At 70.4% G+C, this 26,661-nt stretch carries 17 protein-coding genes; 3 read left to right on the top strand and 14 right to left on the bottom strand.

The window, feature by feature from the left end:
• Positions 1–122: 122 nt before the first annotated feature.
• The 4 genes from JIX55_RS36240 to JIX55_RS36225 all read right to left on the bottom strand — a co-directional run bounded on the left by JIX55_RS36240 (position 123) and on the right by JIX55_RS36225 (position 6,342).
• Positions 123–2,387, bottom strand: a complete 2,265-nt coding sequence (locus JIX55_RS36240; RefSeq protein ID WP_257567447.1) for an exo-alpha-sialidase — start codon at positions 2,385–2,387, stop codon at positions 123–125.
• A 255-nt stretch (positions 2,388–2,642) separates the two neighbouring features.
• A complete protein-coding gene (locus tag JIX55_RS36235; protein ID WP_257567446.1) occupies positions 2,643–3,596 on the bottom strand; it encodes a carbohydrate ABC transporter permease in 954 nt (317 codons plus the stop codon).
• Positions 3,593–4,630, bottom strand: coding sequence for an ABC transporter permease (locus tag JIX55_RS36230; RefSeq protein ID WP_257567445.1), 1,038 nt, complete (start codon positions 4,628–4,630; stop codon positions 3,593–3,595). The genes JIX55_RS36235 and JIX55_RS36230 overlap by 4 nt, the downstream gene beginning before the upstream one ends.
• Before the next feature lie 26 nt (positions 4,631–4,656).
• Positions 4,657–6,342: an extracellular solute-binding protein gene (locus JIX55_RS36225; RefSeq protein WP_257567444.1), complete on the bottom strand. Its 1,686-nt coding sequence runs from the start codon at positions 6,340–6,342 to the stop codon at positions 4,657–4,659.
• 386 nt (positions 6,343–6,728) lie between these two features.
• Here JIX55_RS36225 and JIX55_RS36220 point away from each other — a divergent pair, with 386 nt between their 5' ends.
• Positions 6,729–9,590, top strand: a complete 2,862-nt coding sequence (locus JIX55_RS36220; RefSeq protein ID WP_257567443.1) for a glycoside hydrolase family 3 C-terminal domain-containing protein — start codon at positions 6,729–6,731, stop codon at positions 9,588–9,590.
• A gap of 165 nt (positions 9,591–9,755) precedes the next feature.
• Here the strand turns inward: JIX55_RS36220 and JIX55_RS36215 are convergent, their stop codons facing one another.
• From JIX55_RS36215 to JIX55_RS36205, 3 genes are all read right to left on the bottom strand, one after another.
• Positions 9,756–11,207 carry an aldehyde dehydrogenase family protein gene (locus JIX55_RS36215; protein ID WP_257567442.1) on the bottom strand — a complete coding sequence of 484 codons (1,452 nt, stop codon included), beginning with the start codon at positions 11,205–11,207 and terminating at the stop codon, positions 9,756–9,758.
• Between the two features lie 352 nt (positions 11,208–11,559).
• Positions 11,560–13,416 carry a PucR family transcriptional regulator gene (locus tag JIX55_RS36210; RefSeq protein WP_257567441.1) on the bottom strand — a complete coding sequence of 619 codons (1,857 nt, stop codon included), beginning with the start codon at positions 13,414–13,416 and terminating at the stop codon, positions 11,560–11,562.
• Positions 13,417–13,568: 152 nt separating this feature from the next.
• Entirely contained in the window at positions 13,569–15,698 is a 2,130-nt protein-coding gene (locus JIX55_RS36205; protein WP_257567440.1) for an ATP-binding protein, read from the bottom strand.
• Positions 15,699–15,970: 272 nt separating this feature from the next.
• On the opposite strand from JIX55_RS36205, the gene gabT reads away from it, so the two are divergent.
• Both gabT and JIX55_RS36195 read left to right on the top strand, forming a co-directional pair.
• Positions 15,971–17,305 (top strand): 4-aminobutyrate--2-oxoglutarate transaminase, encoded by a 1,335-nt coding sequence (gene gabT / locus JIX55_RS36200; RefSeq protein ID WP_257567439.1) that lies wholly within the window; start codon positions 15,971–15,973, stop codon positions 17,303–17,305.
• 356 nt (positions 17,306–17,661) lie between these two features.
• On the top strand, positions 17,662–18,345 hold the full coding sequence (locus tag JIX55_RS36195) for a phosphatase PAP2 family protein (RefSeq protein WP_257567438.1): 684 nt from the start codon (positions 17,662–17,664) through the stop codon (positions 18,343–18,345).
• A 235-nt stretch (positions 18,346–18,580) separates the two neighbouring features.
• Here the strand turns inward: JIX55_RS36195 and JIX55_RS36190 are convergent, their stop codons facing one another.
• From JIX55_RS36190 to JIX55_RS36160, 7 genes are all read right to left on the bottom strand, one after another.
• The gene (locus JIX55_RS36190) at positions 18,581–19,033 is read right to left on the bottom strand and encodes a hypothetical protein (protein ID WP_257567437.1); all 453 of its coding nucleotides are present in this window, start codon (positions 19,031–19,033) and stop codon (positions 18,581–18,583) included.
• Between the two features lie 214 nt (positions 19,034–19,247).
• The gene (locus JIX55_RS36185; protein ID WP_257567436.1) at positions 19,248–20,666 is read right to left on the bottom strand and encodes an NAD(P)/FAD-dependent oxidoreductase; all 1,419 of its coding nucleotides are present in this window, start codon (positions 20,664–20,666) and stop codon (positions 19,248–19,250) included.
• 31 nt (positions 20,667–20,697) lie between these two features.
• Entirely contained in the window at positions 20,698–21,498 is an 801-nt protein-coding gene (locus tag JIX55_RS36180; RefSeq protein ID WP_257567435.1) for an ABC transporter permease, read from the bottom strand.
• Positions 21,499–22,431, bottom strand: a complete 933-nt coding sequence (locus JIX55_RS36175) for an ABC transporter permease (protein WP_257567434.1) — start codon at positions 22,429–22,431, stop codon at positions 21,499–21,501.
• Positions 22,431–23,582 (bottom strand): ABC transporter ATP-binding protein, encoded by a 1,152-nt coding sequence (locus JIX55_RS36170; RefSeq protein WP_257567433.1) that lies wholly within the window; start codon positions 23,580–23,582, stop codon positions 22,431–22,433. Before JIX55_RS36170 ends, JIX55_RS36175 begins: the two co-directional genes overlap by 1 nt.
• 8 nt (positions 23,583–23,590) lie before the next feature.
• Positions 23,591–24,835 carry a polyamine ABC transporter substrate-binding protein gene (locus tag JIX55_RS36165; RefSeq protein ID WP_257567432.1) on the bottom strand — a complete coding sequence of 415 codons (1,245 nt, stop codon included), beginning with the start codon at positions 24,833–24,835 and terminating at the stop codon, positions 23,591–23,593.
• An 83-nt stretch (positions 24,836–24,918) separates the two neighbouring features.
• On the bottom strand, positions 24,919–26,454 hold the full coding sequence (locus tag JIX55_RS36160) for a gamma-aminobutyraldehyde dehydrogenase (RefSeq protein ID WP_257567431.1): 1,536 nt from the start codon (positions 26,452–26,454) through the stop codon (positions 24,919–24,921).
• Positions 26,455–26,661: the final 207 nt, after the last annotated feature.

Below are 26,661 nucleotides of genomic sequence, written 5' to 3'. Positions count from 1 at the left end.
CTCCTCCGGCCACTGCTCGGGGTGGTAGTCACCATCGACGAGGACGCGACCGCGCGTGGCGTCGCTCAGGCCGGGCCCGGGCCGGGTGGCGTCCTTCGGGTCCGGCCGCGTCGCCTCCGGCATCAGACCGGCTCCCCGTACTGGATGCCCCGCCCGTTCGTCGCCAGGTACACACGGCCGTGGACGCGGGGGTCGCCGATGATGACCTCGCCGGTCCAGCCCCACTGGTGGGCGTCGTCGTTGATGCGGGTCCAGGTCTTCGCGCCGTCGTCGGAGCGGTAGACGGCGGTGATGGTCCCGGTCGAGCCGACCTGGTAGATCGCCGGGTAGTCGGCGCCGTCGGCGGCCTTGCCGAAGCCGAGGGTGTACGAGGCCCGGCAGCTGTCGACCTTCGAGAAGGCGGACCCGCCGTCGGTGGACCGGTACAGCCCGTTCCCCTTCACGCTCAGCCACAGGTCACCGGATCTGCCCGGAGTCGCGACCAGCTTGAACTGGCCGTCCCCGGAGGGCAGCCCGCTCGCACGCGCCGTGAAAGAACGGCCACTGTCAGTGCTCGCGTACAGCGTTCCTGTGTCGGTGTCGTACGCGTAGAAGAGCGTCGGGTCGGCCGGGTCGGCGACCGGCGTGGCGCCCTTCGGGAAGGAGGAGATCTCGGACCAGGTCGCGCCGTTGTCGGCGGACCGGTGAGCTGCGTACTTCGTGCCGTCCCAGTGCACGAAGGACCACAGCAGCGCACTGCCGTCGGCGTTGGTGGCGATCGGCCCCGGTGCGTTCTTGGCGATGTCGGGCTGGGCCTCGAAGGGCGCCCAGGTCCGCCCGCCGTCGTGGGAGTACGCGCCGTTTCCGTTGTCGCCCCAGCCGGTGCGGACCACGTACGACGGCTTCGTCGAGGCCTGCGCGAGTCCCGTCGCCGACCCGAACACGGGGTTCGACGCCATGCCGCGCGACGGGGACGCGGTGAGCCGCTCGTGGTACATCGTGCCGATGTCCCCGAGTCCGCTGATCAGATGCGCCTCCCCGACCGGAGGCGAGATCAGCTGGCGTACGGACGTCTCCTCCAGGCCCCGGATCTGCGGCGCCCAGTTCTTCAGGTCCCGGGTGCCGTAGAGGGTCGCGCCGGTCCCGTACACGATGTGCTTCGAGTCGTACGGGTCGAGGGCGAGCGCCTGGATCCACCAGCCGAACTTCGGCTTGTCGGCACCCCACTTGAGATAAGGAGTCTCGGATACGTCGAAGACAGCGGAGTCCTTGAGGGACGTCCAGGTACGGCCGCCGTCGGTGGACCGGAAGACCGTGTCGATGTCGGCCCAGCGGTTGTTGGTGGACACGACCACCGTGCCCGGGCGGCAGGCGTCGATGGCCACCCCGCCGTAGCCGAAGGTGTCGGCGGAGCCTCCCCCACTCTCGGCTTCGCTCGAGCGGGAGGTGCCCCCATCCGTCGTACCGCCCGGCTTCACCGGGGTCACGTCGCTCCACTGGCCGGTGGTGGTGCGGAGCTTGTGCACACTGCCGTCGGACTGGCCGTTGGGACCTGGCGCGTTGGCGTACGTCACGTACAGCTCGCGGGTGTGCTGGTCGTACGCGGCGCGGATCGGAACCTTGGCGGAGGTGCCGGTGGGCCGGTCGGGGACGGCTTCCCAGGTGGTGCCGCCGGTGGTCCGGTACAGGGTGGCGGTGGCGGAGGTGCCGTCGGCGTCGCCCCAGCCGGCGTAGAGGGTGCGGTCTGCGGCGACGAGCAGGGTGACGCCCTGGCCGGAGCTGCTGGGAGTCGCCGGGAAGCCGGTCGCTGCCGCCCAGGTGGCGCCCCGGTCGGTCGACTTGAGCAGACCGTCGTGTCTCGTACCCAGCCACAGGGTGTCGCTGTCGCGCGGGTCGACGAGAAGGCGCTCGCCCGCGCCCCGGCCGTCCTCGTTGGCGCCGAGCTTCACGGTGAGGTCCGTACGGGTCCAGGTGGCGCCGCGGTCGTCGGAGCGGAGGATCGCGCCGTTGCCGGCCCAGGACTGGGCGTAGGTGCCGAGGGCGAGGTAGAGGCGGTTCGGGTGGGCGGGGTCGATGGCGATGGCCTCCACGCCGAGGAGGTTCCAGTCGTCCCAGCCGAGGTGGTCGGTCAGCGGGGTCCAGCGGGCCTTGCGGTCGTCCCAGCGGTAGGCGCCGCCGATGTCGGTACGGGCGTAGGCGAGGCCGCGTACGGAGGGGTGGAAGAGGACGCCGGTGACGAAGCCGGTGCCGCCGATCACCGCGGTGCGCCAGCGGTAGCCTCCGGCGGCCTTGGCGGTTCGGGGTTCTGCGGCGTGGGCCGGGGTTGTCGGCGCGGGCAGCGTGGTGAGTGCGGCGGCGGCTGCGGTTCCGGCGAGTACGGTGCGGCGGCTCGGCTGGGACGTGCGCATGACATACCTCGTTTTTGCGTGCGGGAGGGGTGTGTTCGGGCGCCTACGGGCTCGGTCGGTACGGTTCTTCGGCGGGTGCGGGTGGTGGGGGTTGGTCGCGCCCACGCGGCGGAGCCGCATATCGGCACAGCCCCGCGCCCCTTGCCGGCATGGGGAGCGCCCGGGGCTTTCAAGGGGCGCGGGGAACTGCGCGAGCAACCACAGACAACCCGCAGCCGCCCAACCACCCGAACCCCGAGCTTTTAGGCGCCCCGGTCAGCCCTTGATCGCGCCGGTGAGCATGCCCTTCTTGAAGTGCTTCTGGACGAAGGGGGAGAGGACCGCGACGGGGAGGAGGGCCATGACCATGACCGCCATCTGGATGGCCAGGGGGGAGAGTTGGCCGGTGTTGATCTGGGTGGCGAGGCCGACCGGGCGTTCCTGTTTCTGGACGAGCTGGATCATGATGTTCTGCAGCGGCATCTTGTCCTGGTCGGTCAGGTAGATGGACGCGTTGAACCAGGCGCTCCAGTAGCCGACCGCGTAGAAGAGGGCGATGACGGCGAGGACGGCCCTCGACAGCGGCATCACGATCTTCCACAGGATGCGCCAGTCGCCGGCGCCGTCGATGCGGGCGCTGTCGATGAGTTCCGGCGAGATACCCATGAAGAACGAGCGCAGGACCAGGATGTTGAAGACGCTCACGGCGCTGGGGAGGATCAGCGCGAGGTAGGTGTCCATCAGGCCCAGGGACTGCACCAGCAGGTAGGTCGGGATGAGGCCCGCGCCGAAGAACATGGTGGCGAGCAGGGTCATCAGGATCCAGCGGTGGCCGAGTGAGCCGACGCGGGAGAGGCCGTAGGCGCACAGGACCGAGACGGACATGCTGAACAGGGTGCCGACGAGGGTGACCCCGACGCTGACGAGTGCGGCTTTCTGGACCTGACCGCCGCCGAGGAGTTCCTGGTAGGCGATGAAGGTGATGCCCTTGGGGATGACGACCAGGCCGCCCGCCTCGTCGATGGTCTTCTTCGACTGGAGGCTGGTGACGATGACGATCCACAAGGGGAAGAGGATCGCGAAGCAGGCGAACGAGAGGGCGATGCCCTTGCCCGCGAGTCCGGCCTTGGAGGGTTCCTCCTCCCAGGTCGGGCGGGGCGGTGCCGCCCAGCGGCTCGGCTTCTTCGCCGTCGGCCGCTCGTGGGCCGGCTTGTCGAGGACGGCGCTCATTTCTTGTACACCCCCTGCTCACCCATGAGATGGGCGACCTTGTTGGCGGTCAGCACCAGTGCGAGGCCGACCACGCCCTTGACGAGACCCGCGGCGGCGGCATAGCTGAAGTCCTGGTTGCGGATGCCGTTCCACCACACATAGGTGTCCAGGACGTCGGAGGCGTCGACGCCCACCGCCTGCCGCTGGAGCAGCAGTTGCTCGAAGCCGACGGTCAGTGCGTCGCCGACGCGCAGCACCAGCAGCAGGGCGATCACCGGGCGCAGCGCGGGCAGCGTGATGTGCCAGATGCGGCGCCAGCGGCCTGCGCCGTCCATCGCGGCGGCTTCGTACAGGTCGTTGGAGACGGAGGAGAGCGCGGCGAGGAAGACGATGATGCCCCAGCCGGCGTCCTTCCAGATCATCTCGACCGTGACCAGGTACTTGAAGATCTCCGGGTTGGTCATCAGGTCGAAGCCGTCGTAGCCGTGTTGGCGGAGGGTCTGCGCGATGACGCCCGCGCCGCCGAAGATCTGCATGAAGACGGTGACGACGAGGACCCACGAGAAGAAGTGCGGCAGGTACATGACCGCCTGGGCGACCGCCCGGACCCGGGGCCTGACCACGCTGTTGATGAGCAGCGCGAGCAGGATCGGGATCGGGAAGAACAGGATCAGCTGCAGGAAGAACAGCACGAAGGTGTTCTGCACCGCGTGCCAGAAGGCCGAGTCCGCGAAGATCCGCTCGAACTGCTCGAAGCCGATCCAGGGACTCTGGAAGATGGCGACGACGCCGTTCTCGCTGAGGTACGGGTCGTAGTCCTGGAAGGCGACCACATTGCCGAGGATCGGTATGTAGTTGAAGACCAGGATCAGCAGGACCGCCGGCAGCGTCATCAGGATCAGCGTGCGGTCACGCCGGAATCTGAGCTTCAGGCTCAGTTTTCCCGCCTTCTTGTCGCCCCCGGACCGGGGTCGGGCGTCACCGCCGGACTCCGGATTCTGCTCGGGGGTCTTCGCCTCGGCTCTGGACCGGGGCACCGTGCTGTGGGACACGGCCTTCTCCTTGCCTCAGCCCCGGGTCAGCTCGCCGAACCGGTGTCGTCGAGCAGCTTCTTGTACCAGTCGCGCAGGCCGTCGCCGCCCTTGCTCTTCCAGTCGGACACGGCCTGCTGGATGTCGCTGATCTTCTTACGGCCGCGTACGACGTCGTCCTCGAGCTGCTCGAAGTTGTCGGCGAGGTTGGCCCAGCGGTTGGGCTCGGTGATGGTCAACCCGAAGAACGAGGACTTCTTGGTGAAGGCGCCCATGCGCTGCTGCCACTCGACGATGCCCTTGGTGACCTCGGGGAAGTCGGGGTAGGCGACGTACGGGGCGGGGTTGCCGGTGTAGTCGTAGGCGCCGTTGACCTCGTTGACACCGTCGGTGGTCTTGACCGGCAGGCCCTTCTTCATCTCGTAGTCCGTGCCCTCGACGCCGTAGGCGGTGAGCATGAACTCCTTGGTGCCGTACGGGGCGGCGCAGTAGTTGCAGAGGGCGAGGAAGTCCTTGATCTGCTGCGCGGTGGCCTTCTTGCTGATGAAGGTGAAGATGTTGGCGGGCTGGACCGCCCACAGGGTGGGGTCGCCGCCGTCGGGGCCGAAGATGTCGAACGCGGCCATGTCGAAGTCGGATTTCTGGGTGGCCTGCTCGGAGACCGATCCCCACCAGGCGGAGATGTTCCCGTTGAAGACCAGGGACTGACCGGCCGTGAACCGGTTCCTGGCGTCGCCGCCCGCCTTGCCGGAGACCGCGTCCGGGTGGACCACGTCGGCCGCGTACAGCTTGCGCGTCCACTCCAGGGCTTCGAGGTACTCCTCGGTCTCGACGCGGTTGACCAGCTTGCCGTCGACCAGGTTCCACCACAGCGCCTTGTCGCTGGCCCCCAGGACGCCGAAGAAGTTCCACGCCGACCACTTCATGTCGTCGCAGGCCCACACCTTCGACTTGGCGTCGGTGGCCTCCTTCGCCCAGGACAGGAACTCGTCGGGGCTCGTCGGAACGCTGTAGCCCTTCTTCTCGAAGAGGTCCCTGCGGTACATGGGCGCGATGTCCGTGACGTACGGGGCCGGGAACGGGATCGCGCGCAGCTGGCCGCCGAAGATGCCGCGCTGCCAGGCCTCGGTGGGGACGGCCGCGAGGTTCGGGTAGTCCTTGACCTTGTCGCCGGAGAGGTAGGGGCCGAGGTCGGCGAACTTGGCGTTGATCGCGCTCGGTATCTTGCCCATCAGGTTCCAGCCGGGCACGACCACGACATCGGGTATGTCGCTGGAGGCGAGGACCGCGCCGAGCTTCTGGTCGTAGGTGACGCCGTCCTGGTTCTGCCAGGTCACCTGGACGCCGGCGGCTTCGTTCATCGCCGTGTAGTAGGGGTTGTCGCCCTTCGGCGGGGTGCCCCAGAACGGCGCCATGACCTTGAGCTTGCCGCCGCTGCCGAGCTTCTTCGGGACCGAGGTCTTCAGGTCGGCCGTGGCGATCGCCTTGCTGAAACCGGCCGACGAACCGTTCTTCGACGGGATGTCAGGAGCCACGACGCTCGACGCGACGAACGTCGGAAGGATCTTCTGCGCGTCCTTGCCCGACGTCGTGCCCTCCTTACGGCCTTCCTGCGAGCCGCCACAGGCGGACAGCAGCGGCACACCCCCCGCCACTACGGCGGCGGCGACCGCCGTGGAGGCGAGGAAGCTTCTCCGGCTCGGCGCGGAGGAGGTGGCGGAGTTCGGCGTCATTGCGTCAACCCTTCATGGCGCACACCAGGACACCCGGCGGTGGCCGTCGGCTGCGGTGTCTTGAGTGGGACTGGCTGTGCTGAAGCGATGGAACTGATGAACAGCAGAGGGAGGTGAGCACGCGAAGCGTTCCCTCGGCAGTCGAAGCGCTTCGATGTTGCTGCGAGGTTAAGTGAACGACGGGGGGTACACAAGGGTCGATTACCAGATTCCCCGGAGGTGCGGACGACCGGAACGACCTACTTCCGACCCGCGATATCCCGGCCTGTATGACGGTGAGGAAACGGATCTGTTGCGCCTTGGTCTCTTGACACCCGCCCCGCAGTCGAATGAGCATCGAAGCGCTTCGAAAGCGCCTCGCCGCTCCACCACAAAGGGAACCCCACGTGACCGCACAGACGCCGCCCACGCCGCCTTTCCGCGACCCGCAGCTGCCGCTCGCGAAGCGCATCGACGATCTGCTCCAGCGGCTCACCCTGGACGAGAAGATCGCGTTCCTGCACCAGTTCGCGCCCGCCGTCGACCGCCTGGGGGTGGCCGCCTTCCGCACCGGCCAGGAAGCCCTGCACGGTGTGGCCTGGATGGGCCCCGCGACGGTGTTCCCGCAGGCCATCGGCCTCGGCGCGACCTGGAACGAGGACCTCGTACGCCGCGTCGGCGAGGCCGTGTCCACCGAGACCCGCGCCATGCGCGCCCGCGACGACCGCGTCGGCCTCAACGTCTGGTCCCCCACGGTCAACCTGCTGCGCCACCCCCTGTGGGGCCGCAACGAGGAGGGCTACTCCGAGGACCCCAAGCTGACCTCGGCGATCGCGACCGCGTACACCCGCGGCCTGCGTGGCGACCACCCGACGTACTGGCGGACGGCCCCCGTGCTCAAGCACTGGCTGGCCCACAACAACGAGACCGACCGCTCCGTCACGTCCTCCTCGGTCCGCCCCCGGGTCCTGCACGAGTACGACCTGCGCGCCTTCCGCGAGACGGTCGAGGCGGGCGCGGTGGCCGGGGTGATGCCCGCGTACAACCTGGTCAACGGCCGCCCCAACCATGTCTCGCCCTATCTGAGCGAGCATCTGCGCAGCTGGACGGACGAGCATCTGCTGGTCTGCTCGGACGCCGGCGCGCCGTCGAACCTCGTCGACTCCGAGCACTACTACGACACCCATGAGGAGGCGACCGCCGCCTCGCTGCGCGCCGGCGTCGACAGCTTCACCGACCACGGCACGGAGAGTTCGACGATGATCGGACGAATCCAGGGCGCCCTGGTCCAAGGCCTGCTCACCGCCGACGACATCGACGAGGCGGTCCGTCGCCAGCTCTCGGTCCGCTTCCGCCTCGGCGAGTTCGACCCGGAGAGCGACCCGTACGCCGGCACCAAGGACTTCGACACCCCGGCCCATCGCGCCCTCGCCCAGGAGGCCGCCGAGCAGGCGGTCGTCCTGCTGAAGAACGAGGGCGGTCTGCTGCCGCTCGCCGCGGACGCCCGTATCGCCGTCGTCGGTCTGCTCGCCGACGAGTGCAAGCTCGACTGGTACAGCGGCACCCTCATCCACCGCTCGACCCCGCTCGAAGGCCTGTACGACCGCTTCGGTGCCGAGCGCGTGACGTTCGCGGAGGGCGTGGACCGCGTACGCCTCAAGGCGCTGTCCACCGGCGCGTATGTGTCCGTGCCCGAGGCGGCCGACGCCACCGACGAGGTGCGCGGCGCGGAGGGCGCCCTCGACCCGGCGCTCCTCGCCGGCCGCACGGACCTGCCGCCGCTCACCACGGACGCGGACGGCACGGAACTGGCCCTCGTCGACTGGGGCGGGGGCGTGCTCACCTTCCGCGCGCCGGACGGCCGTTATCTCTCGGTCGCCGACGACGGACATCTGCGCGCCTCGGCCGATCAGCCGGGCGGCTGGGTCGTCCAGGAGACCTTCCGCCTGGAGCCCTCCGAATCCCATGGCAACGGTCACCTCCTCAAGCACGCAGGGACAGGCCGGTACGTCACTGTCGGCGCCGAAGGCGTGAAGGTTGCCGACGAGAACGATGCGCATCCGGAAATCTTCGAGCTCATGGTGACCCAGCCCGGTGAGGAGGCCGTGACCAGGGTGGCCGCCGCGGCCGACGTGGTCGTCGTGGTCGCGGGCAACGACCCGCACATCAACGGCCGCGAGACCGAGGACCGCCCGACCCTCGCCCTCCCCGCCCACCAGGAGCGCCTGCTGCGCGCGGCCCGCGCCGCCAACCCGAACACCGCGCTGGTCCTGGTCTCGGCCTACCCGTACGCCGTCGACCCCGCCGGCCTGCCCGCCGTCCTGTGGACCGCGCACGGCGGCCAGGCCGCGGGCACCGCCCTGGCCCGCGTCCTCGCCGGCGACGTCTCCCCCGCGGGCCGCCTCCCGCAGACCTGGTACGCCGCCGACGCGGACCTCCCCGATCTCCTCGACTACGACGTGATCGGCGCGCGCCAGACGTACCTCTACTTCGAGGGCACCCCGCTGTTCCCGTTCGGCCACGGCCTGTCGTACGCGGAGTTCGCGTACGGAAACCTCGTCACCCACGTGGGTGAGGGCGAGCTGACGGTCTCCTTCACCGTCACCAACACGGGGGCGGTGACGGCCGACGAGGTCGCGCAGCTCTACGTCCGCGCCGAGGACCCGTCGGTCCCGCGCCCGCGCCGCGAGCTGGTCGGCCACCGCCGCGTCACCCTCGCCTCCGGCGCCTCGACGGAGCTGACCTTCCGACTCCCGCTCTCCGTCCTGGAGTTCTGGGACGTGGCCCACGGCACCTGGCATCTGGAACCGGGCGCGTACGAACTGCTGGCCGGCGCGTCCAGCGAGGACATCCGCCTGCGTACGACCGTCGCCGTCGAGGGCGAGCCCGTCGCCCCGCGCCCGGTCGTCACCCACGGCCTGAACGCGGCGGACTTCAACGAGCAGCGTGGCACGGAGATCGTCGACCGTACGAAGGCGGCGGGCGACGCGGTGACACCAGTGGGCGGCGAATCGGGCGAACTCCTCTTCCACGACTGCGACTTCGGCGCGGGCGTCACCGAGGTGACGGTGGAGGTGGCGGGCGCGGGGAGCGTCGAGTTCTCGCTCATCGGCGGCCCGGTGCTGGCGACGCTGACGCTCGACACACCCACCGCGGACCCGTACACGTACACGACCCTGCGGGCCGCCGTCTCCATCGCCGACGTGCACGACGTCCATTTCAAGCTGCGCGGCCCGCTGCGGCTGGCGCACGTCGGCTTCTCCGGCTGAGGGTCCGGAAGCAGGCCGGCACACAGAAGGGGCCCGGCACCGGAAGGCATCGGTGCCGGGCCCCTTCATCCCGGGATCTGACCCCAGACTACGTGAAAATGATTGTCAGGAGCAAGGGGTGGTCGGCAACTGCTCAGCTGTACTCGGAGCCGGCGGCAGAGGCGCTCACAGCTGGAGCCCCGTCAGGACCATCACCCGCTCGTACGTGTAGTCGTCCATGGCGAAGCGCACACCCTCCCGCCCGACGCCGGACTGCTTCACGCCGCCGTACGGCATCTGGTCGGCGCGGTAGGACGGCACGTCACCGATGACCACGCCACCGACCTCCAGCGCGCGGTGGGCTCGGAAGGCGGTCTGCAGGTCGTGCGTGAAGACGCCCGCCTGGAGGCCGTACTTGGACGCGTTGACGGCGGCGAAGGCCTCGGCCTCCCCCGCCACCTTCGTCACGGTGAGGACGGGCCCGAAGACCTCCTCGCAGGAGATCGTCACGTCGGCGGGTACGTCGGTGAGAACGGTCGGCGCGTACGAGGCACCGTCGCGCTTGCCGCCGGTACGGAGGCCGGCCCCGGCGTCGACCGCTTCCTGGACCCACGCCTCGACGCGCTTGGCGGCGTCCTCGCTGACCAGCGGCCCCACGTCGGTGGCACCGTCGGCCGGGTCACCGGTGACCTGCGCCTCGACCGCGGCGACGATGCGCGGCAGCAGCCGCTCGTACACGGAGGCGTCCGCGATCACCCGCTGCACGGAGATGCAGGACTGGCCGCCCTGGTAGTTCGAGAAGGTCGCGATCCGGGTCGCGGCCCAGTCGAGGTCCTCGTCGCTCGCGTAGTCGGCGAGCACGACCGCCGCGCCGTTGCCGCCCAGCTCCAGCGTGCAGTGCTTGCGCGGCGCCGAGTCCATGATCGCGTAGCCGACCTTCTCGGAGCCGGTAAAGGAGATCACGGGCAGCCGCTCGTCCTGGACGAGGGCGGGCATGCGGTCGTTGGAGACGGGGAGGATGCTCCAGGCGCCGGCGGGGAGTTCGGTCGCCGCCTCCGAGAGCAGGTCGCCGATGATCAGACCGGAGAGGGGGGTGGCCGGGGCGGGCTTCAGGATGATCGGCACACCGGCCGCGATCGCCGGGGCGATCTTGTGGGCGCAGAGGTTGAGCGGGAAGTTGAAGGGCGCGATGCCGAGGACGACGCCCTTGGGGAAGCGGCGCGTGAAGGCGAGCCGCCCCTGTCCGCCGAGGTCCGTGTCGAGTCGTTGCGCCTCGCCGCCGTTGAACCGGCGGGCCTCTTCCGCCGCGAACCGGAACACGGAGACGGCCCGGCCGACCTCGCCCCGCGCCCACTTGATCGGCTTCCCGTTCTCGGCGGAGATCAGCTGCGCGATCTCCTCGGTCCGCTCGACGAGACGCCGGCTGACGTGGTCCAGGGCGGCGGCCCGCACATGCGCCGGCGTCGCCGCGAACGCGTCCCGTACGGCGTAGGCGGCTGCCACGGCCTCTTCGACCTGGTCGTCCGTCGGCACGCTCACCCTGCCGACCAGGCGGCCGTCCCAGGGCGACGTGACGTCGAACGTGGTCTCACCGGTGGCCTGGCGGCCGGCGAGCCAGAAGGCGTGCGTGGCGGTCATAGTCGATCCCGGCCCTTCGGTGGGGTGACACATCGGCTTTCGGCTCCACGGTAGGGCCGGGGCGGCGGGGGGTCGCTTGTCCGGTGCGTATGAGTCGGGGTGGCAGGTGTGCCGGATTGGCGTGGTGGGGTCTCGACACGGTTGGGGTTGGGGGGGCGGGCGCGGGTTGTCTGTGGTTGCTCGCGCAGTTCCCCGCGCCCCTGAAAAGCAGGGGCTGCGCCCCGTGCTTTTCGTTTTTAGGGGCGCGGGGAACTGCGCGAGCAACCACAACGCACCCGCAGACGGGGGTCGAAGGGGCACCGCCCCTGATGGGGGAGGGACGGGCAGGGGCGGCGGGGGCGCGAAAAAGCCCCTACTCCCCCGCCGCAGCCGTAGCCTTGAGCGCCAGCCACAGCTCCATGCGCGCATCGGGATCGTCCAGCGAGCGCCCCAGAATCTCCTCCACCCGCCGCATCCGGTACCGCAACGTGTGCCGGTGGACGCCGAGGTCCGCCGCGGCCGCGTCCCACTGGCCGTGCCGCGACAGCCACGCCCCCAGTGAGGCGACGAGGTCCCCCCGCCCGGTCGCGTCGTGTTCGCGGAGCGGGCGGAGGATGCTGTCGGCGAAGGCACGCACCGCGTCGTCGGCGAGGAGCGGCAGAACGGACCCGGCGGCCAGCTCCTCGTGCTCGACGAGGCACCGCCCCCGCCGCCGCGCCACGGACAGCGCCTGCTCGGCCTGCTTGTACGCGGCACCGGCCGCGATCGGCCCGGCGGGCGCGGACAGCCCGACGACGAGTTCCTCCTCCTCGACGGTGATGGAGGCGGCGACGCCGGAGGACACGGAACCGCCCGCCCCCGGCTCCCGCCCGGCCGCCCGCGACGCCTCCAACGCCACCGCGAACTCCCCGCACGCGGCGACCGCGGCTCCCCCGTCCACGGCGAGCACCACGAGCCGCTCCCCGTCCGGGACGACGAGCACGGCCTCCCCGGCCCGCGCGGCGGCGGCCTCCACGACCTCGACGAGCTGCCCGAGAAGGTCACCGTCCGGGTCGGCGGCGGCCAGCACGGCAGCCGTCGACCGCCCCCCACCGTCCCCACCCCCGACGCCACGCCCGGCCCCGGGCCCGGACCGAGGGCGAGCCCCGGCGGCACTCACGACCGCGGTCGCGGCCCCGGAGGACTGCGCGGCCCCGGCCGCACTCACGCCCCCGTCCACAGCGTCCGCCCCACCCGCGGCAGCCGCCCCAGTCGCAGCCGCCGCCCCCTCCATCCGCGCCCGCGCCGCCGAAGCCGAGGCCGCCTCCGCGAGGACGAGCCGGAACGGCGCGTCCAGCAGCTCTCCGTACAGATCCCCGGCGACGGCTCGCGCGTGGTCGCACTCCCCGGCCAGCAGCATGCGCAACACCGCCGCGGCGATCCGCTGCTCGGCGGCGTGCAGCGAGCGCGACCGTTCCGTCGTGAGGGTGAGGAGGGCGATCGCGGAGTGGACGGCGTACCGCTCGGCGGTGCCCGGGGCCCCGGCCGTGCCGACGGCGAGGGCGGCGCGGGCCCGGCGCCCGGTGCCGAGGGAGTGCAGCTCGACGCGGTCCTCGCCGCCGACGACCGCGCTGGCCGGTGCGGGCCGGTCCCGCAGCCGTTCGACGTCGGCGGTGAGCCGCCCGGCCCGCCGCTCCGCCCACTCGGGCGCCACCGCGACGACCGCACCGGAGGCGTCGTACAGGGCGGCCCACCCGTCCACCTGCGAGGCGAGCGCGGCGAGCAGCCCCTCGGGGCCGTCGGTCAACGCCTGCTTGGTGAGTTCCCGCTGCGCGGCGAACCCCGCCGTCACCGCTCGGTACTGCTCGGCGGAGATGGCGGCCGACACCGCCTTGCTGATGGCGAGGAAGGGCGTGCGCCGGGGCACTTCCAGGAGAGGCAGCCCCTCCCCCCGCGCCGCGTCGACGAGCGCCTCGGGGATGTCCTCGTAGTGCACGCCGACGGCGAAACCGAGCCCGGCGACCCCGGCCCCCACCAGCCGCCGTACATAACGCCGCATCGCCTCCGGATCCTCCGCGTCCAGCTTCAACGCGGTGATCAGCAGCAGCTCCCCGCCCTCCATGTACGGCACGGGGTCGGCGAGCTCGCTGGCGTGCGCCCAGCGCACCGGCACGTCCAGGCGGTCCTCGCCCGCCCGCACGGTCAGCTTGAGCGCGGAGTGGTGGACGAGCGAGGCGAGCGTGGGGGGCATGGGACCTTCAGGTCGGCTCAGAGTCTTCAGGAGAGCATCGTCTTTTGGCCGCCGCGTATGAACGACCTGTGTCGATTCTGCCTCACCGTACGATCACAAGCCCCACACACCGCACACCGAATGGCTCAAACCGAACTGTTCGACCGCACTGCTCATCCCCGCAGATCCACCAGCAACGGCGGCGCGTGCTCGCCACGCACGTTCGTCAGCGACAGCACCGCGTGGCCGGGCGGCACGCCGTGCGCCAGTTCGGACGCCGACCAGCGTTCCCGCTCGACCTGCCGTACGGTCACGGCCCGGGCGGTCGGCGCATGGCCGGTGATCACCCGGCGCAGGGCGTGCCAGGCCTTGCCCGCCGGGGAGTCGGCGATGATCTGCCGGTCGGTGACGTCCCGCGCCTCGGTCCACTCCTTGCCCCAGACTTCCGCGAAGTCCTGCCCGTCCCACGGGGTGAGCCCGGACAGCGCCATCCGGCAGCCGGTGGCGCCGAGCAGAGGACCCCGCAATGGCCGGGGCACGTCGTCGAGGGTCCGGAGGGTGAGGACCGCGCCCGCGTTGGCGGACCGCAGCCGCTGGATGCCGCGTACGGCCTCGGGCGTGACGATCCCCGTGGCGTCGTCCAGCACCAGGCAGGCGAACAGCGACCGGTCCTCCCGTACCGCCACGCTCGCGGTGAACTGGGCGAGCACCAGCCTCGCCAGGATGCGCGAGGCGTCGGCGTGGCCGCGTTCTGGGAGATCGATGCGGACCCGTACGGGGTGGTCGAGGGCCCGGAGGGAGAAGGGCCGGGACTGGCCGGAGGTGTCGAAGAACCCGGCGAAGGCGGGCCGGTCGAGGAGGGCGACCCGGTCGGCCAGCACGCTCCCGACGTCCCCGGGGTGCCCGAGCTGGCGCTCGCGCGCGTCCAGTTCCCGCAGCAGCGACTCCTGCCCGGCGTCCTGGAGGGCGTTGCGCAGCTGGCCCAGCGGGCCGGGCGCGCCGTCCAGCAGCTGCCGCAGCTGCGGCACCGACGGGAACCGCCCGTGCACCGCCCGGAACGGCCCGAGCAGCTGGGCGAGCACGGTCGTGGAGCGCCGGCTGTCGCCGCCCGGGTGCGGGTCGGTGAGGTCGCCGACGAGCGCCTCCGCGAGGACGGCCGCGGCCTCGTCCGGGTCCGTGGTCCCCCCGTACAGGTCGAGGTCGTACACGGACTCCGGATTCCCGATCCGTACGACGACGTCGTAGGCGTCGGCCGGACCCAGCCCGGCCCCCGCCGCGCCCACGACCACCACCGCGGCCCGCCCGGCCAGCGCGTGCAGACACAGCGACTCGGCGACGGGCCACACCACGTTCCCGGTCTTCCCGGACCCGGCGGGTCCGACGGCCAGCAGGGACGTGCCGAGCAGCTCGGGGCCCAGGGCGAGGCCCGTGCCCCGGTAGGCGTAGGGGTTGCGCGGGTCGTCGACGGTGCCGCCCAGCCGGACCTGCCCGGTGACCATGTCGTGCCTGGCGAGCCGGCCCGGCAGGTCCCGCTCCCCGGAAGGGTGCAGACAGGCGGCCGCCCCGTCCTTCAGCACCGCGCCGGTGAACGTCGCCAGACTGTGCCGCCCGCTCCTCACGCCCTGCCATGCCCGCATGATCCGCGCGTGATCCACGTCCCGCATCAGCCCGGCCCGAGCCTCGGCAACCAGCCTCTCGGCGGCTTCGGCGGCGCCGGCCTCGCGCAGCTGCGGCCAAGCGGCCGGGTCCTCCTGGGGCGGCGGTACGACCTGCCGCTCCTGCTGCCGGCGGAAGCGCGGGGCCCCGTACCGGCGCCAGACCTCGCCCCAGCGGCCGAGCCGTCCGACACCGATCATGATCGCCAGGGCGACGACCGTGTACCAGACATAGCTGAGGACCACCGCGGAGTACGAGTGGGCCGGCGCCCAGGAGTCCGGGATCATCGCGTAGAGCGGCACCAGCCACCAGCCGCCGAGGTAGCCGTTCCAGAGGAGGGACCAGATCAGCCAGCCGACGAGGAAGGCGATCAGCGCGCCGCCGAGCAGCTGCCGACCGGGGACGATCTCGGGCTCCTCCGCCGGCCGCGGCCGATGACCGAACCGCCACACGCCGGGCGCCGCGTCGGGTCGCGGCGTCCGCAGCCAGGACAGGAAGGCGTTCCCGTCCGGCCTGGGCGGCGCTCCCGGGACCCCCGCGGGCATCGGGGGCACGGGAGGTGCCGCCGGCATCTCCGGCGACCCCGCCGGACGCGGCACGGGATTCGCATGCGTGCCTCGCGCGTCCCGCGCTCCGTCGCTGTTCATCGCGCCTGCCCCCTGACCAGCCGTTCCGTCCACCATCCGCGAGCCAATCTAACGCCCCCGCAAGGGGAGTTCACCGCTTACGCGGCCAGGTGGGCCCTGAAGCGGCTTGTCCGTGACACACACGCCCCGATTCACCTCCGGCAACGCGCCATGTCCACCAAGGACAAGCGCAGCCGCCGACAACGCCCACATGGAGCATGCCCAGCGCTCCTCCTCGGTCCTAGCCTGCGAGAAAAGAAGACAAGCGTCCGTAAAACCCCCAGGAGCCCCACATGAGCCCACTTCCCCAGGAGCGCCGCGTAGTCACCGCCATCCCCGGACCGAAGTCGCGGGAGCTGCAGGCCCGTCGTGTCGCCGCGGTCGCGGCGGGGGTCGGGTCGGTGCTGCCGGTGTTCGCCGCGCGCGCGGGCGGCGGCATCATCGAGGACGTCGACGGCAACCGGCTCATCGACTTCGGCTCGGGCATCGCCGTGACCAGCGTCGGCGCGAGCGCCGAGGCCGTCGTCCGCCGCGCCACCGCCCAGCTCCAGGACTTCACGCACACCTGTTTCATGGTCACGCCGTACGAGGGCTACGTGGCGGTCGCCGAGGCCCTCGCCGAACTGACCCCGGGCGACCACGCCAAGAAGTCCGCACTGTTCAACAGCGGCGCCGAGGCCGTCGAGAACGCCGTGAAGATCGCCCGCTCGTACACCAAGCGGCAGGCCGTGGTGGTGTTCGACCACGGCTACCACGGGCGCACCAACCTCACGATGGCGCTGACGGCCAAGAACATGCCGTACAAGCACGGCTTCGGACCGTTCGCGCCCGAGGTGTACCGGGTGCCCGTCGCCTACGGCTACCGCTGGCCGACCGGTCCGGAGAACGCCGGCCCGGAGGCCGCCGCGCAGGCCATCGACCAGATCACCAAGCAGGTCGGCCCGGAGAACGTGGCCGCGATCATCATCGAGCCGGTGCTCGGCGAGGGCGGCTTCATCGAGCCGGCCAAGGGCTTCCTGCCGGCCGTCCGGCAGTTCGCCTCCGACCACGGCATCGTCTTCGTCGCCGACGAGATCCAGTCCGGTTTCTGCCGCACCGGCCAGTGGTTCGCGTGCGAGGACGAGGACATCGTCCCGGATCTGATCACCACCGCCAAGGGCATCGCCGGCGGTCTCCCGCTCGCCGCCGTGACCGGGCGCGCGGAGATCATGGACGCGGCCCACGCGGGTGGTCTGGGCGGCACCTACGGCGGCAACCCCGTCGCCTGCGCGGGCGCCCTCGGCTCGATCGAGACGATGAAGGAGCTCGACCTCAACACGAGGGCGAAGGCGATCGAGGCGACCATGAAGGCGCGCCTCTCCGCCATGGCGGAGAAGTTCGACGTCATCGGCGACATCCGCGGGCGCGGCGCCATGATCGCCATCGAGCTGGTCAAGGACCGGACGACGAAGGAGCCGAACCCGGAGGTGACCGCCGCGCTGGCGAAGGCCTGCCACCAGGAGGGCCTGCTGGTCCTGACCTGTGGCACCTACGGCAACGTGCTGCGCTTCCTGCCGCCGCTCGTCATCGGCGAGGATCTCCTCAACGAGGGCCTCGACATCATCGAGCAGGCGTTCACCCGCGTGTGAGCGCCCACTTCTGCGGGTCGCTCGCATACGGAACCTCCCATCAGCCTCCGACGTCCCACGCTCCCCGGAACCGGAATCCGAGCCCGGATTCCGGTCCCTGTGGACAAGCGTCAGAGGGCGTGAAGAAGGTGTGCAAGGTGCATGGCGGGTCGCGATTCCACCTGTTGTCACCGCACTCCCTGCCGTAGGTTCTGGTGCAGATGAGAGATACACCCCGCCCACAGGGGACTGTGGGTGACTCCGGGTCGAGGCCTCCCCAGCTTCGCCCTGGTCGTGCCCTCGCGCACACACTCGGAGCTTCCGGCTCCGAATCTCCTCACCGATCGGATGGCCGCCCGCCCCAAACCCCCCGGGGCGTGCGGCACACCGATCCGGACGGCCGCCCCCGAACCACCCCCCCTGTTCGGGGGTGGCCGACCACCCCCTCCGGCCGCCCGGCCGCTCTCCTCCTTCTCGGCCTCCCGGCCCTCCTCTTCGCGCTGATCACCTGGCAGGTTCTCGCGCGCGGCCCGTTGGCCCGCGCGGACGAACGCCTCAGCGCCTCCCTCGTCCACCGGGGCGCCCCCACCCAGTTCCTCGCCGACCTCGGCAACATCACCGTCGCCGTCCCGGTCCTCGCCCTCGTGCTCCTGTATGCCGCTCGGCGTACGCGTGCCACCGGAAGGGACCACTGGTGGCGGCCGTCAGCGGCGGCGGCGCTCCTCATGGTCGCCATACCGCTCTGGGTGATCCCGCTGAAGGAGCTCATCGCCCGGTCGGGCCCGCCGATCATGGGTCCGGGCACGGGTTTCTACCCCTCCGGCCACACGGCGACCGCCTCCCTCGCGTACGGCGGTGCCGTCCTGCTTCTGCTGCCCTGGCTGCGCGGCGCCCTCGCGCGCCGCGCGGTCGTCGTCATCGCGGTCGTCCTGAACATCGGGGTCGGCATCGGCCTGGTGCGCCAGGGCTACCACTGGCCCCTCGACGTGGTGGCGAGCTGGTGCGTGTGCGCGCCGCTGCTCTCCTCGCTGTGGCTCCGGATGCGTCGCCCTGCCGGGTGACGTCCTCGGATGTCCTGCCGGGGATGTCCTCTGATGTTCTGCCAGGTGACGTCCTCGGGTGTTCTTCCGGGGAGGTTCTCGGGTGTTCTGCTAGGGAGGTTCTCGGGTGTTCTGCCAGGTGACGTCCTCGGGTGTTCTGCCGGGTGACTTCCGCGTCGGCCGCGCGGGCGGCCGACGCGAGCGCGGCGCGGCCGGGGGACGGCCGCCGTCACGACGCGTGGCTGTCAGCCCCCGGCTACCGGTCCTCGTCCCTCGCCAGGCTCGCCGCCGCCTCGTGCATCGCCAGTTCGAGCAGCGCCGGGTCGGTGAGGGTGCCGCTGCCGTCCGGCGGGACCAGCCAGCGGACGCCGCCGGTCTGCCGGCCCGGGTACGGCACCACGATCCAGGTGCCGTGGCCCGCGCTGCGCACACCCGTGCCGAGCCACCGGGACGCCGTGCCCGGCGGCACGAAGAAACCCATGCGGTCGTCACCGAAGTCGACGAGCACGGGTCCGGGCTGGTCGATGATGCGGGACAGGACGTCGAGCGTGGGGTAGCCGAGTCCGCCCGGCAGGATCAGCACGTCCCAGGCCCTGCCCGCCGGAAGCAGGGCGACCCCCAGGGGGTTGCGCTCCCACTCCCAGCGGCAGGCCGCGGGATCCGGTGATACGGATGCCAGCCACTCGACCGCCGTCTTGGCCCCAGTCATGACAGGGACCTTCCTCTCTGTAGAGCTCCTTCGGACGCTGTTTCGCGTCAGGAGCACAAACAGAGGTTCCGGCCGGGCATTACGCGGGTTCGGACCATTTGTTGGTGGTGAATGGAGTCATAGCCGTTGAGCAGGGCGTACGCCTCTTGATCACGAGTGCGCCTTCACGCCCTCACTGTCGGCCGGGCGAGCCGCCCAGTGCGACCTCACGCGCTCAGCTGTCGAAGCCCAGCCCCAGCCGGTCCATCGCCTTCAGCCACAGGTTGCGGCGGCCCGCGTGGGAGTCGGCGCGGGCCAGGGACCACTTGGTGAGGGCGATGCCGGTCCACGCGAACGGCTCCGGCGGAAACGGCAGCGGCTTCTTGCGGACCATCTCCAGTTCGGTGCGCTCCGTGCGCTCCCCCGCGAGCAGGTCGAGCATGACGTCCGCGCCGAACCGGGTGGCGCCCACCCCCAGCCCCGTATAGCCGGCCGCGTAGGCGACCTTGCCGTGGTGGGCGGTGCCGAAGAACGCGGAGAAGCGGGAGCAGGTGTCGATCGCGCCGCCCCAGGCGTGGGTGAAGCGGACGCCCTCCAGCTGCGGGAAGCAGGTGAAGAAGTGCCCGGCGAGCTTGGCGTACGTCTCCGGCCTGTCGTCGTACTCGGCGCGCACCCGGCCGCCGTACTGGTAGACCGCGTCGTAACCGCCCCAGAGGATCCGGTTGTCGGCGCTGAGCCGGAAGTAGTGGAACTGGTTGGCCGAGTCCCCGAGCCCCTGCCGGTTCTTCCAGCCGATCGAGGCCAGTTGGTCGGCGCTCAGCGGCTCGGTCATCAGCGCGTAGTCGTAGACGGGGACGGTGTACGCGCGGACGCGCTTGACCAGGCTGGGGAAGATGTTCGTGCCGAGCGCCACCTGGCGGGTGCGGACGTGGCCGTAGGGGGTCCGGACGGCCATGCCGGCGCCGTAGGCCTTCAGGGTCAGGGCGGGTGTGTGCTCGTAGACGCGGACGCCGAGGTTCAGGCAGGCCCGCTTCAGGCCCCAGGCGAGTTTGGCGGGGTGCAGCATGGCGACGCCCCGTCGGTCGTGCAGGCCCGCCTCGAAGGTGGGTGAGGCGACCTGGTCGCGGACGGCGTCGGCGTCGAGGAACTCGATGCCGTCGGCGAGGCCCTCGCGTTCCATCTCGTCGTACCAGTCGCGCAGCTCCCATGCCTGGTACGTCTCGGTGGCGACGTCGATCTCGCCGGTGCGTTCGAAGTCGCAGTCGAGGTCGTGGCGGGCGACCGCCGCCTCGATCTCGTCGAGGTTGCGGGCGCCCAGTTCCTGGAGTTTGTGGATCTCGGCGGGCCAGCGTGCGAGGCCGTTGGCCAGGCCGTGGGTGATCGAGGCGGCGCAGAAGCCGCCGTTGCGGCCGGAGGCGGCCCAGCCCACCTCACGGCCTTCCAGCAGGACGACATCCCGTCGCGGGTCGCGCTCCTTGGCGATGAGCGCGGTCCACAGTCCGCTGTAGCCGCCGCCGACGACCAGCAGATCGCAGGTCTCGGCGCCGGTGAGCGCGGGCTCGGGGTGGGGCTTGCCGGGGTCTTCGAGCCAGTACGGGACCGGCTGTGCGTCGGAGAGGGACTTCGTCCAGCGGTTCATGGCGCTCGGGGCCATGATTTCAACTCCCTACAGAATCAACAGAGGCTTATGCCTTTTGCTTCTTCCGGCGGTTTCCGATGACCATTCCGGCCATCACGAACAGTACGGCGATCAGGAACATGGCCGTACCGATGACATTGATCTGGACGGGCGTACCGCGCTGCGCCGAACCCCAGACGAACATGGGGAAGGTGACGGTCGAGCCCGCGTTGAAATTGGTGATGATGAAATCGTCGAAGGAGAGCGCGAAGGCGAGCAGCGCGCCCGCCGCGATACCCGGGGCGGCGATCGGCAGGGTGACCCGGACGAAGGTCTGGACGGGACCGGCGTACAGATCGCGCGCGGCCTCCTCCAGTTTCGGGTCCATCGACATCACGCGCGCCTTGACGGCGACGACGACGAAGCTCAGGCAGAACATGATGTGGGCGATCAGGATCGTCCAGAATCCCAACTGCGCACCCAGATTGAGGAACAGGGTGAGCAGCGAGGCGGCCATCACGACCTCGGGCATCGCCATGGGAAGAAAGATCAGCGAGTTGACCGCGCCCCGCGCGCGGAAGCGGTACCGCACAAGCGCGAAGGCGATCATCGTGCCGAGGACGGTCGCGCCGAGGGTCGCCCAGGCGGCCAGCTGGAGGCTGAGCGCGAGCGAGCCGCACAGGTCGGCCACGCCGCACGGGTCGGTCCAGGAGGCCGTGGAGAATTCCTGCCACTCGTAGTTGAAACGGCCCTTCGGCTGATTGAAGGAGAACACCGTGACAACGACATTCGGAAGAAGCAGATAACCGAGCGTCAGCAGTCCCGCGATGACCACGAGACGGCGCTTGAGCCAGTTGAGGAAGGCCATTTAAACCAGATCCTCCGTCCCGGACTTGCGGATGTAGACCGTGACCATGAGGAGGATCGCGGCCATGAGGATGAACGAAAGGGCCGCCGCCGTCGGATAGTCGAGAATCCGCAGGAACTGGCTCTGGATGACGTTGCCGATCATCTGGGTGTTGGTGGAGCCGAGGAGTTCGGCGTTCACGTAGTCGCCGCTCGCCGGGATGAAGGTGAGCAGCGTGCCGGAGACGACACCGGGCATGGACAACGGGAAGGTGACCTTGCGGAACGTCGTGAACGGCTTCGCGTACAGGTCGCCGGCCGCCTCGTGCAGCCGCCCGTCGATGCGCTCGAGGGAGGTGTAGAGCGGCAGGATCATGAACGGCAGGAAGTTGTACGTGAGGCCGCAGACCACCGCGAGCGGGGTGGCCAGCACGCGGTCCCCGGCCGTGAGGCCGAGCCAGCTGGTGACGTCCAGGACGTGCAGCGCGTTGAGGGCGCCGACGACCGGGCCGCTGTCCGACAGGATCGTCTTCCAGGCGAGCGTGCGGATCAGGAAGCTGGTGAAGAACGGGGCGATCACCAGGATCAGGATCAGATTGCGCCAGCGGCCCGCGCGGAACGCGATCAGGTACGCCAGCGGATAGCCCAGCAGCAGGCACAGGATCGTCGCCGAGCCCGCGTAGAGCACCGAGCGCAGGAACTGCGGGTGGTACTCGGACAGCGCGTCCCAGTAGGTCGCGAAGTGCCAGGTGACCCTGTAGCCCTCCTCCAGGGAGCCGGTCTGCACGGACGTGGAGGCCTGGTAGACCAGCGGCATCGCGAAGAAGACCAGCAGCCAGACGAGGCCGGGCACGAGCAGCAGATACGGCGTCCAGCGGCCCCTCTTGCGGGGCGGCTTCGCCGTCGGGACGGGAGCGAGGGGCGGTGGCGCCTCGGCTTCGGTGAGCGTCGGCATCAGACGGCCGTCCCCTCTTCCACACCGGCGTCGATGTCCTGGTCGGCGTCCAGGCCGAAGGTGTGGGCCGGGTTCCAGTGCAGGACGACGTCGGCGCCGGGGACGAGCCGGTCGTCGCGGTCGATGTTCTGGACGTACACCTCGAACTCGGGGCAGACCGAGCTGTCGATCACGTACTGCGTGGAGACGCCGATGAAGCTGGTCGCGGCGATCCTGCCGGTGATGCGGTTGCGGCCGACCGGGATCTCCCCGGCGTCGTCCGCGTGCGTGAGGGTGATCTTCTCCGGGCGGACCCCGACGAGGACCTTGCCGCCGGTCGCGGTGGGCGCGCCGCAACGCGACTCAGGCAGGACGAGTTTGCCGTCGCCCGCCTTCAGCACGATGTCGTCGCCGCTCCTGGAGTCGACCTCGGCCTCGATGAGGTTGGAGGTGCCGAGGAAGTTGGCGACGAAGGTGGTCTGCGGGTTCTCGTACAGGTCGGCCGGGGAGCCGAGTTGCTCGACGCGGCCGGCGTTCATCACGGCGACCGTGTCGGCCATGGTCATGGCCTCCTCCTGGTCGTGCGTGACATGGATGAACGTGATGCCGACCTCGGTCTGGATGCGCTTCAGCTCCAGCTGCATCTGGCGGCGCAGCTTGAGGTCGAGGGCGCCGAGGGGCTCGTCGAGGAGGAGGACCTTGGGGTGGTTGATCAGCGCGCGGGCCACGGCGACGCGCTGCTGCTGGCCGCCGGAGAGCTGATGCGGCTTCTTGCGCGCCTGCTCGCCGAGCTGGACCAGCTCCAGCATCTCCTCGACCTGCTTCTTCACACTCCTGATGCCGCGCCGACGCAGACCGAAGGCGACGTTCTCGAAGATGTCGAGGTGCGGGAAGAGGGCGTACGACTGGAAGACCGTGTTCACCGGCCGCTTGTACGGCGGCAGGTTCGTCACGTCCTGGTCGCCGAGCGAGACCGTTCCGCAGGAGGGTTCCTCCAGGCCGGCGATCATGCGCAGGGTGGTGGTCTTGCCGCAGCCGGAGGCGCCCAGGAGGGCGAAGAAGGAACCTTCCGGCACGGTCAGGTCGAGCGGGTGGACGGCCGTGAAGGAGCCGTAGGTCTTGCCTATGCCGGAGAGGCGGACGTCCCCGCTGCCGTTGTCTGTGGTCTTCATCGTCCTGGTCACGCCCCTGTCAGCTTCGCGAACTTCTCTTCGTACGCCGTCTCTTCCTTCTGGCTGAGGGAGCGGAAGGCGTGGGACTTGGCTGCCATGGCCGCGTCGGGAATGATCAGCGGGTTGTTCGCCGCGTCCTCGTCGATCTTGGCCAGCTCCTCCTTCACGCCGTCGACGGGGCACACGTAGTTGATGTACGCGGCGAGCTCGGCGGCCGACTTCGGCTCGTAGTAGTAGTCGATGAGCCGTTCGGCGTTGGTCTTGTGCCGGGCCCTGTTCGGGATCAGCAGGTTGTCCGTCGAGGTCATGTAGCCGCTGTCGGGGATCACGAAGTCGACGTCCGGGCTGTCAAGTTTGAGCTGGACCACGTCGCCGGCCCAGGCGATACAGGCCGCGAAGTCGCCCTTGGTGAGGTCCGAGATGTAGTCGTTGCCGGTGAAGCGGCGGATCTGGCCCTGGTCGACGGCCTTCTGGAGACGGGCGATCGCCGCGTCGTAGTCGTCGTCGGTGAACCTCGCCGGGTCCTTGCCCATGTCGAGCAGGGTCATCCCGACGCTGTCGCGCATCTCGGAGAGGAAGCCGATCCGGCCCTTGAGCTTGGGGTTGTCGAGCATGTCGGAGACCGATGCGACCTCCTCGCCGTCGAGTGCCTTCTTGTTGTAGGCGATGACGGTGGAGATGCCCTGCCAGGGGTACGAGTAGGCCCGGCCCGGGTCCCAGTCGGGGCTGCGGAACTGCTGGGAGAGGTTCATGAAGGCGTGAGGCAGGTGGGAGGCGTCCAGTTTCTGGACCCACCCGAAGCGGATCAGCCGGGCCGCGAGCCAGTCGGTGACGCAGATCAGGTCGCGCCCGGTGTCCTGACCGGCGGCGAGCTGCGGCTTGATCTTGCCGAAGAAGTCGACGTTGTCGTTGATGTCCTCGGTGTACTTGACCTTGATGCCGGTGCGCGCGGTGAACTGGTCCAGGCTGGGGTGGTGCTTGCCGCTGTCGTCGACGTCCATGTAGTCGGTCCAGTTGGAGAAGTTGACCTCCTTCTCCTTGGCCGAGTGGTCCTCGGACGAGACGCCCGAGGTGTTCTTCGCCGCGGGGATGCCGCAGGCGCTCAGCGCCCCGAGCCCGCCGATCGCGAGTGCGCCGCCGGTTCCGGCGCGCAGCAGCGAACGGCGGCTGAGTGTGGCCCTGCCGTTCCTGAGGCTGCGCCGCATGGCGGCCACCTGGGCCGGGGACAGGCGGTCGGGCTCGAACTGCTCCATGCGCGTGATGCCCTTTCGGAGGTGCCCTTTCGGGAGGATGAGCGGAGACCGGCCGGGGGTCGGGCGGCCGGTCTCCGGGCTGGCTAGCGGTCCCCGAAGATCGTGCGGTGCCAGTCCTTCCTGGCGATCGCCGTGTTGTCGAACATGACGTGCTTGATCTGGGTGTACTCCTCGAACGAGTACGCGGACATGTCCTTGCCGAAGCCGGAGGCCTTGTATCCGCCGTGCGGCATCTCGCTGATGATGGGGATGTGGTCGTTGACCCACACGCACCCGGCCTTGATCTCCCGTGTCGCACGGTTGGCCCGGTACACGTCCCGGCTCCAGGCGGAGGCGGCGAGACCGTACGGCGTGTCGTTGGCGAGCCGGATGCCCTCGTCGTCGCTGTCGAAGGGCAGGACCACGAGCACCGGACCGAAGATCTCCGACTGGACGATCTCGCTGTCCTGGGCCGCGTCCGCGATGAGCGTGGGCCGATAGTACGCACCGTCCTTGAGCGCCCCCTGTGGCGCCTCACCGCCGGTGACCACGCGTGCGTACGCGCGTGCCCGCTCGACGAACCCGGCGACGCGGTCGCGCTGGGCGTGTGAGATCAGCGGCCCGAGGTCGGTGCCCGGGGCGAAGGGGTCGCTCGGCCGGACGGTCTCCATGAGGGCGGCCGTCCTGGCGACGAACTCCTCGTAGAGCGGCCTCTGTACGTACGCGCGTGTGGCGGCCGTGCAGTCCTGGCCGGTGTTGATGAGGGCGCCCGCGACCGCCCCGTTGACGGCGGCCTCCAGGTCGGCGTCGTCGAAGACGACGAACGGGGCCTTGCCGCCCAGCTCCAGATGGATGCGCTTGACGGTGGCCGTGGCGATCTCGGCCACGCGCTTCCCCACCGCCGTGGACCCGGTGAAGGAGGTCATGGCCACGTCGGGATGCCCGACGAGGTGCTCGCCGGCCTCCTTGCCGGTGCCGGTGACGATGTTGATCACGCCGTCGGGGATGCCCGCGTGGGTGGCGGCCTGCGCGAAGAGCAGCGAGGTGAGCGGGGTCAGCTCGGCGGGCTTCAGGACGATCGTGTTGCCCGCGGCGATCGCCGGGAGGATCTTCCAGGCGGCCATCTGGAGTGGGTAGTTCCAGGGCGCGATGGAACCGACGACGCCGATGGGCTCACGGCGGACGTACGAGGTGTGGTCGCCGGAGTACTCGCCCGCCGACTGGCCCTGCAGATGGCGGGCGGCGCCCGCGAAGAAGGCGGTGTTGTCGATGGTGCCCGGCACGTCGAACTCGCGCGTCAGCTTGAGCGGCTTCCCGCACTGCAGCGACTCGGCCCGCGCGAACTCCTCCGCCCGCTCGGCCAGGACCGCGGCGAAGCGGTGCAGCGCGTCGGAACGCTCGCCGGGCGTGGTGGCGGCCCAGCCGGGGAACGCCTCTCGGGCGGCGGCTACGGCCGCGTCCACGTCGGCCGGGCCGGCCGTCTCGTACGTGAAGACCTCGTCGCCGGTCGCGGGGTCGACGACCGCGTGGGTGTGCCCCGATGTGCCCTTCGCCAGGCGGCCGGCGATGTACTGCGCGCCGTCCGCGAAGCGTTCCTGGGCGGGAAATCGGTCGGGGGTGGCGGTGCCCGGGTTCCGCATGTCGCTCTCCTCCGCCGGTACCCCCTCTGTCCCGGGGGGCAGGTGGCGTAGCTCCAGATCGATTTGAGTGCCGATCCTGACAGAGCGGTGCCGCACCAACAAGTGATTCCGTTGTTGCCTTTTGGTTACGCGACGAAATCTGTCGACCACGTGTCCAGTCGGGGCGGAAAATCGAGGACGGATTGTCAGTGGCGGCTGCCAGACTCG

Origin of the sequence: Streptomyces sp. DSM 40750, from assembly GCF_024612035.1 — a bacterium.
In the GTDB taxonomy this organism is placed as follows: domain Bacteria; phylum Actinomycetota; class Actinomycetes; order Streptomycetales; family Streptomycetaceae; genus Streptomyces.
This window is presented reverse-complemented; position numbering and strand designations above follow the sequence as displayed.

Bases quoted from the DNA above. Each gene is read 5' to 3' on its own strand.
- JIX55_RS36240 (WP_257567447.1), bottom strand. From the start codon at position 2,387: ATGCGCACGTCCCAGCCGAGCCGCCGCACCGTACTCGCCGGAACCGCA.
- JIX55_RS36235 (WP_257567446.1), bottom strand. From the start codon at position 3,596: ATGAGCGCCGTCCTCGACAAGCCGGCCCACGAGCGGCCGACGGCGAAG.
- JIX55_RS36225 (WP_257567444.1), bottom strand. From the start codon at position 6,342: ATGACGCCGAACTCCGCCACCTCCTCCGCGCCGAGCCGGAGAAGCTTC.
- JIX55_RS36215 (WP_257567442.1), bottom strand. From the start codon at position 11,207: ATGACCGCCACGCACGCCTTCTGGCTCGCCGGCCGCCAGGCCACCGGT.
- JIX55_RS36210 (WP_257567441.1), bottom strand. From the start codon at position 13,416: ATGCCCCCCACGCTCGCCTCGCTCGTCCACCACTCCGCGCTCAAGCTG.
- JIX55_RS36205 (WP_257567440.1), bottom strand. From the start codon at position 15,698: ATGAACAGCGACGGAGCGCGGGACGCGCGAGGCACGCATGCGAATCCC.
- gabT (WP_257567439.1), top strand. From the start codon at position 15,971: ATGAGCCCACTTCCCCAGGAGCGCCGCGTAGTCACCGCCATCCCCGGA.
- JIX55_RS36190 (WP_257567437.1), bottom strand. From the start codon at position 19,033: ATGACTGGGGCCAAGACGGCGGTCGAGTGGCTGGCATCCGTATCACCG.
- JIX55_RS36185 (WP_257567436.1), bottom strand. From the start codon at position 20,666: ATGGCCCCGAGCGCCATGAACCGCTGGACGAAGTCCCTCTCCGACGCA.
- JIX55_RS36180 (WP_257567435.1), bottom strand. From the start codon at position 21,498: ATGGCCTTCCTCAACTGGCTCAAGCGCCGTCTCGTGGTCATCGCGGGA.
- JIX55_RS36175 (WP_257567434.1), bottom strand. From the start codon at position 22,431: ATGCCGACGCTCACCGAAGCCGAGGCGCCACCGCCCCTCGCTCCCGTC.
- JIX55_RS36170 (WP_257567433.1), bottom strand. From the start codon at position 23,582: ATGAAGACCACAGACAACGGCAGCGGGGACGTCCGCCTCTCCGGCATA.
- JIX55_RS36165 (WP_257567432.1), bottom strand. From the start codon at position 24,835: ATGGAGCAGTTCGAGCCCGACCGCCTGTCCCCGGCCCAGGTGGCCGCC.
- JIX55_RS36160 (WP_257567431.1), bottom strand. From the start codon at position 26,454: ATGCGGAACCCGGGCACCGCCACCCCCGACCGATTTCCCGCCCAGGAA.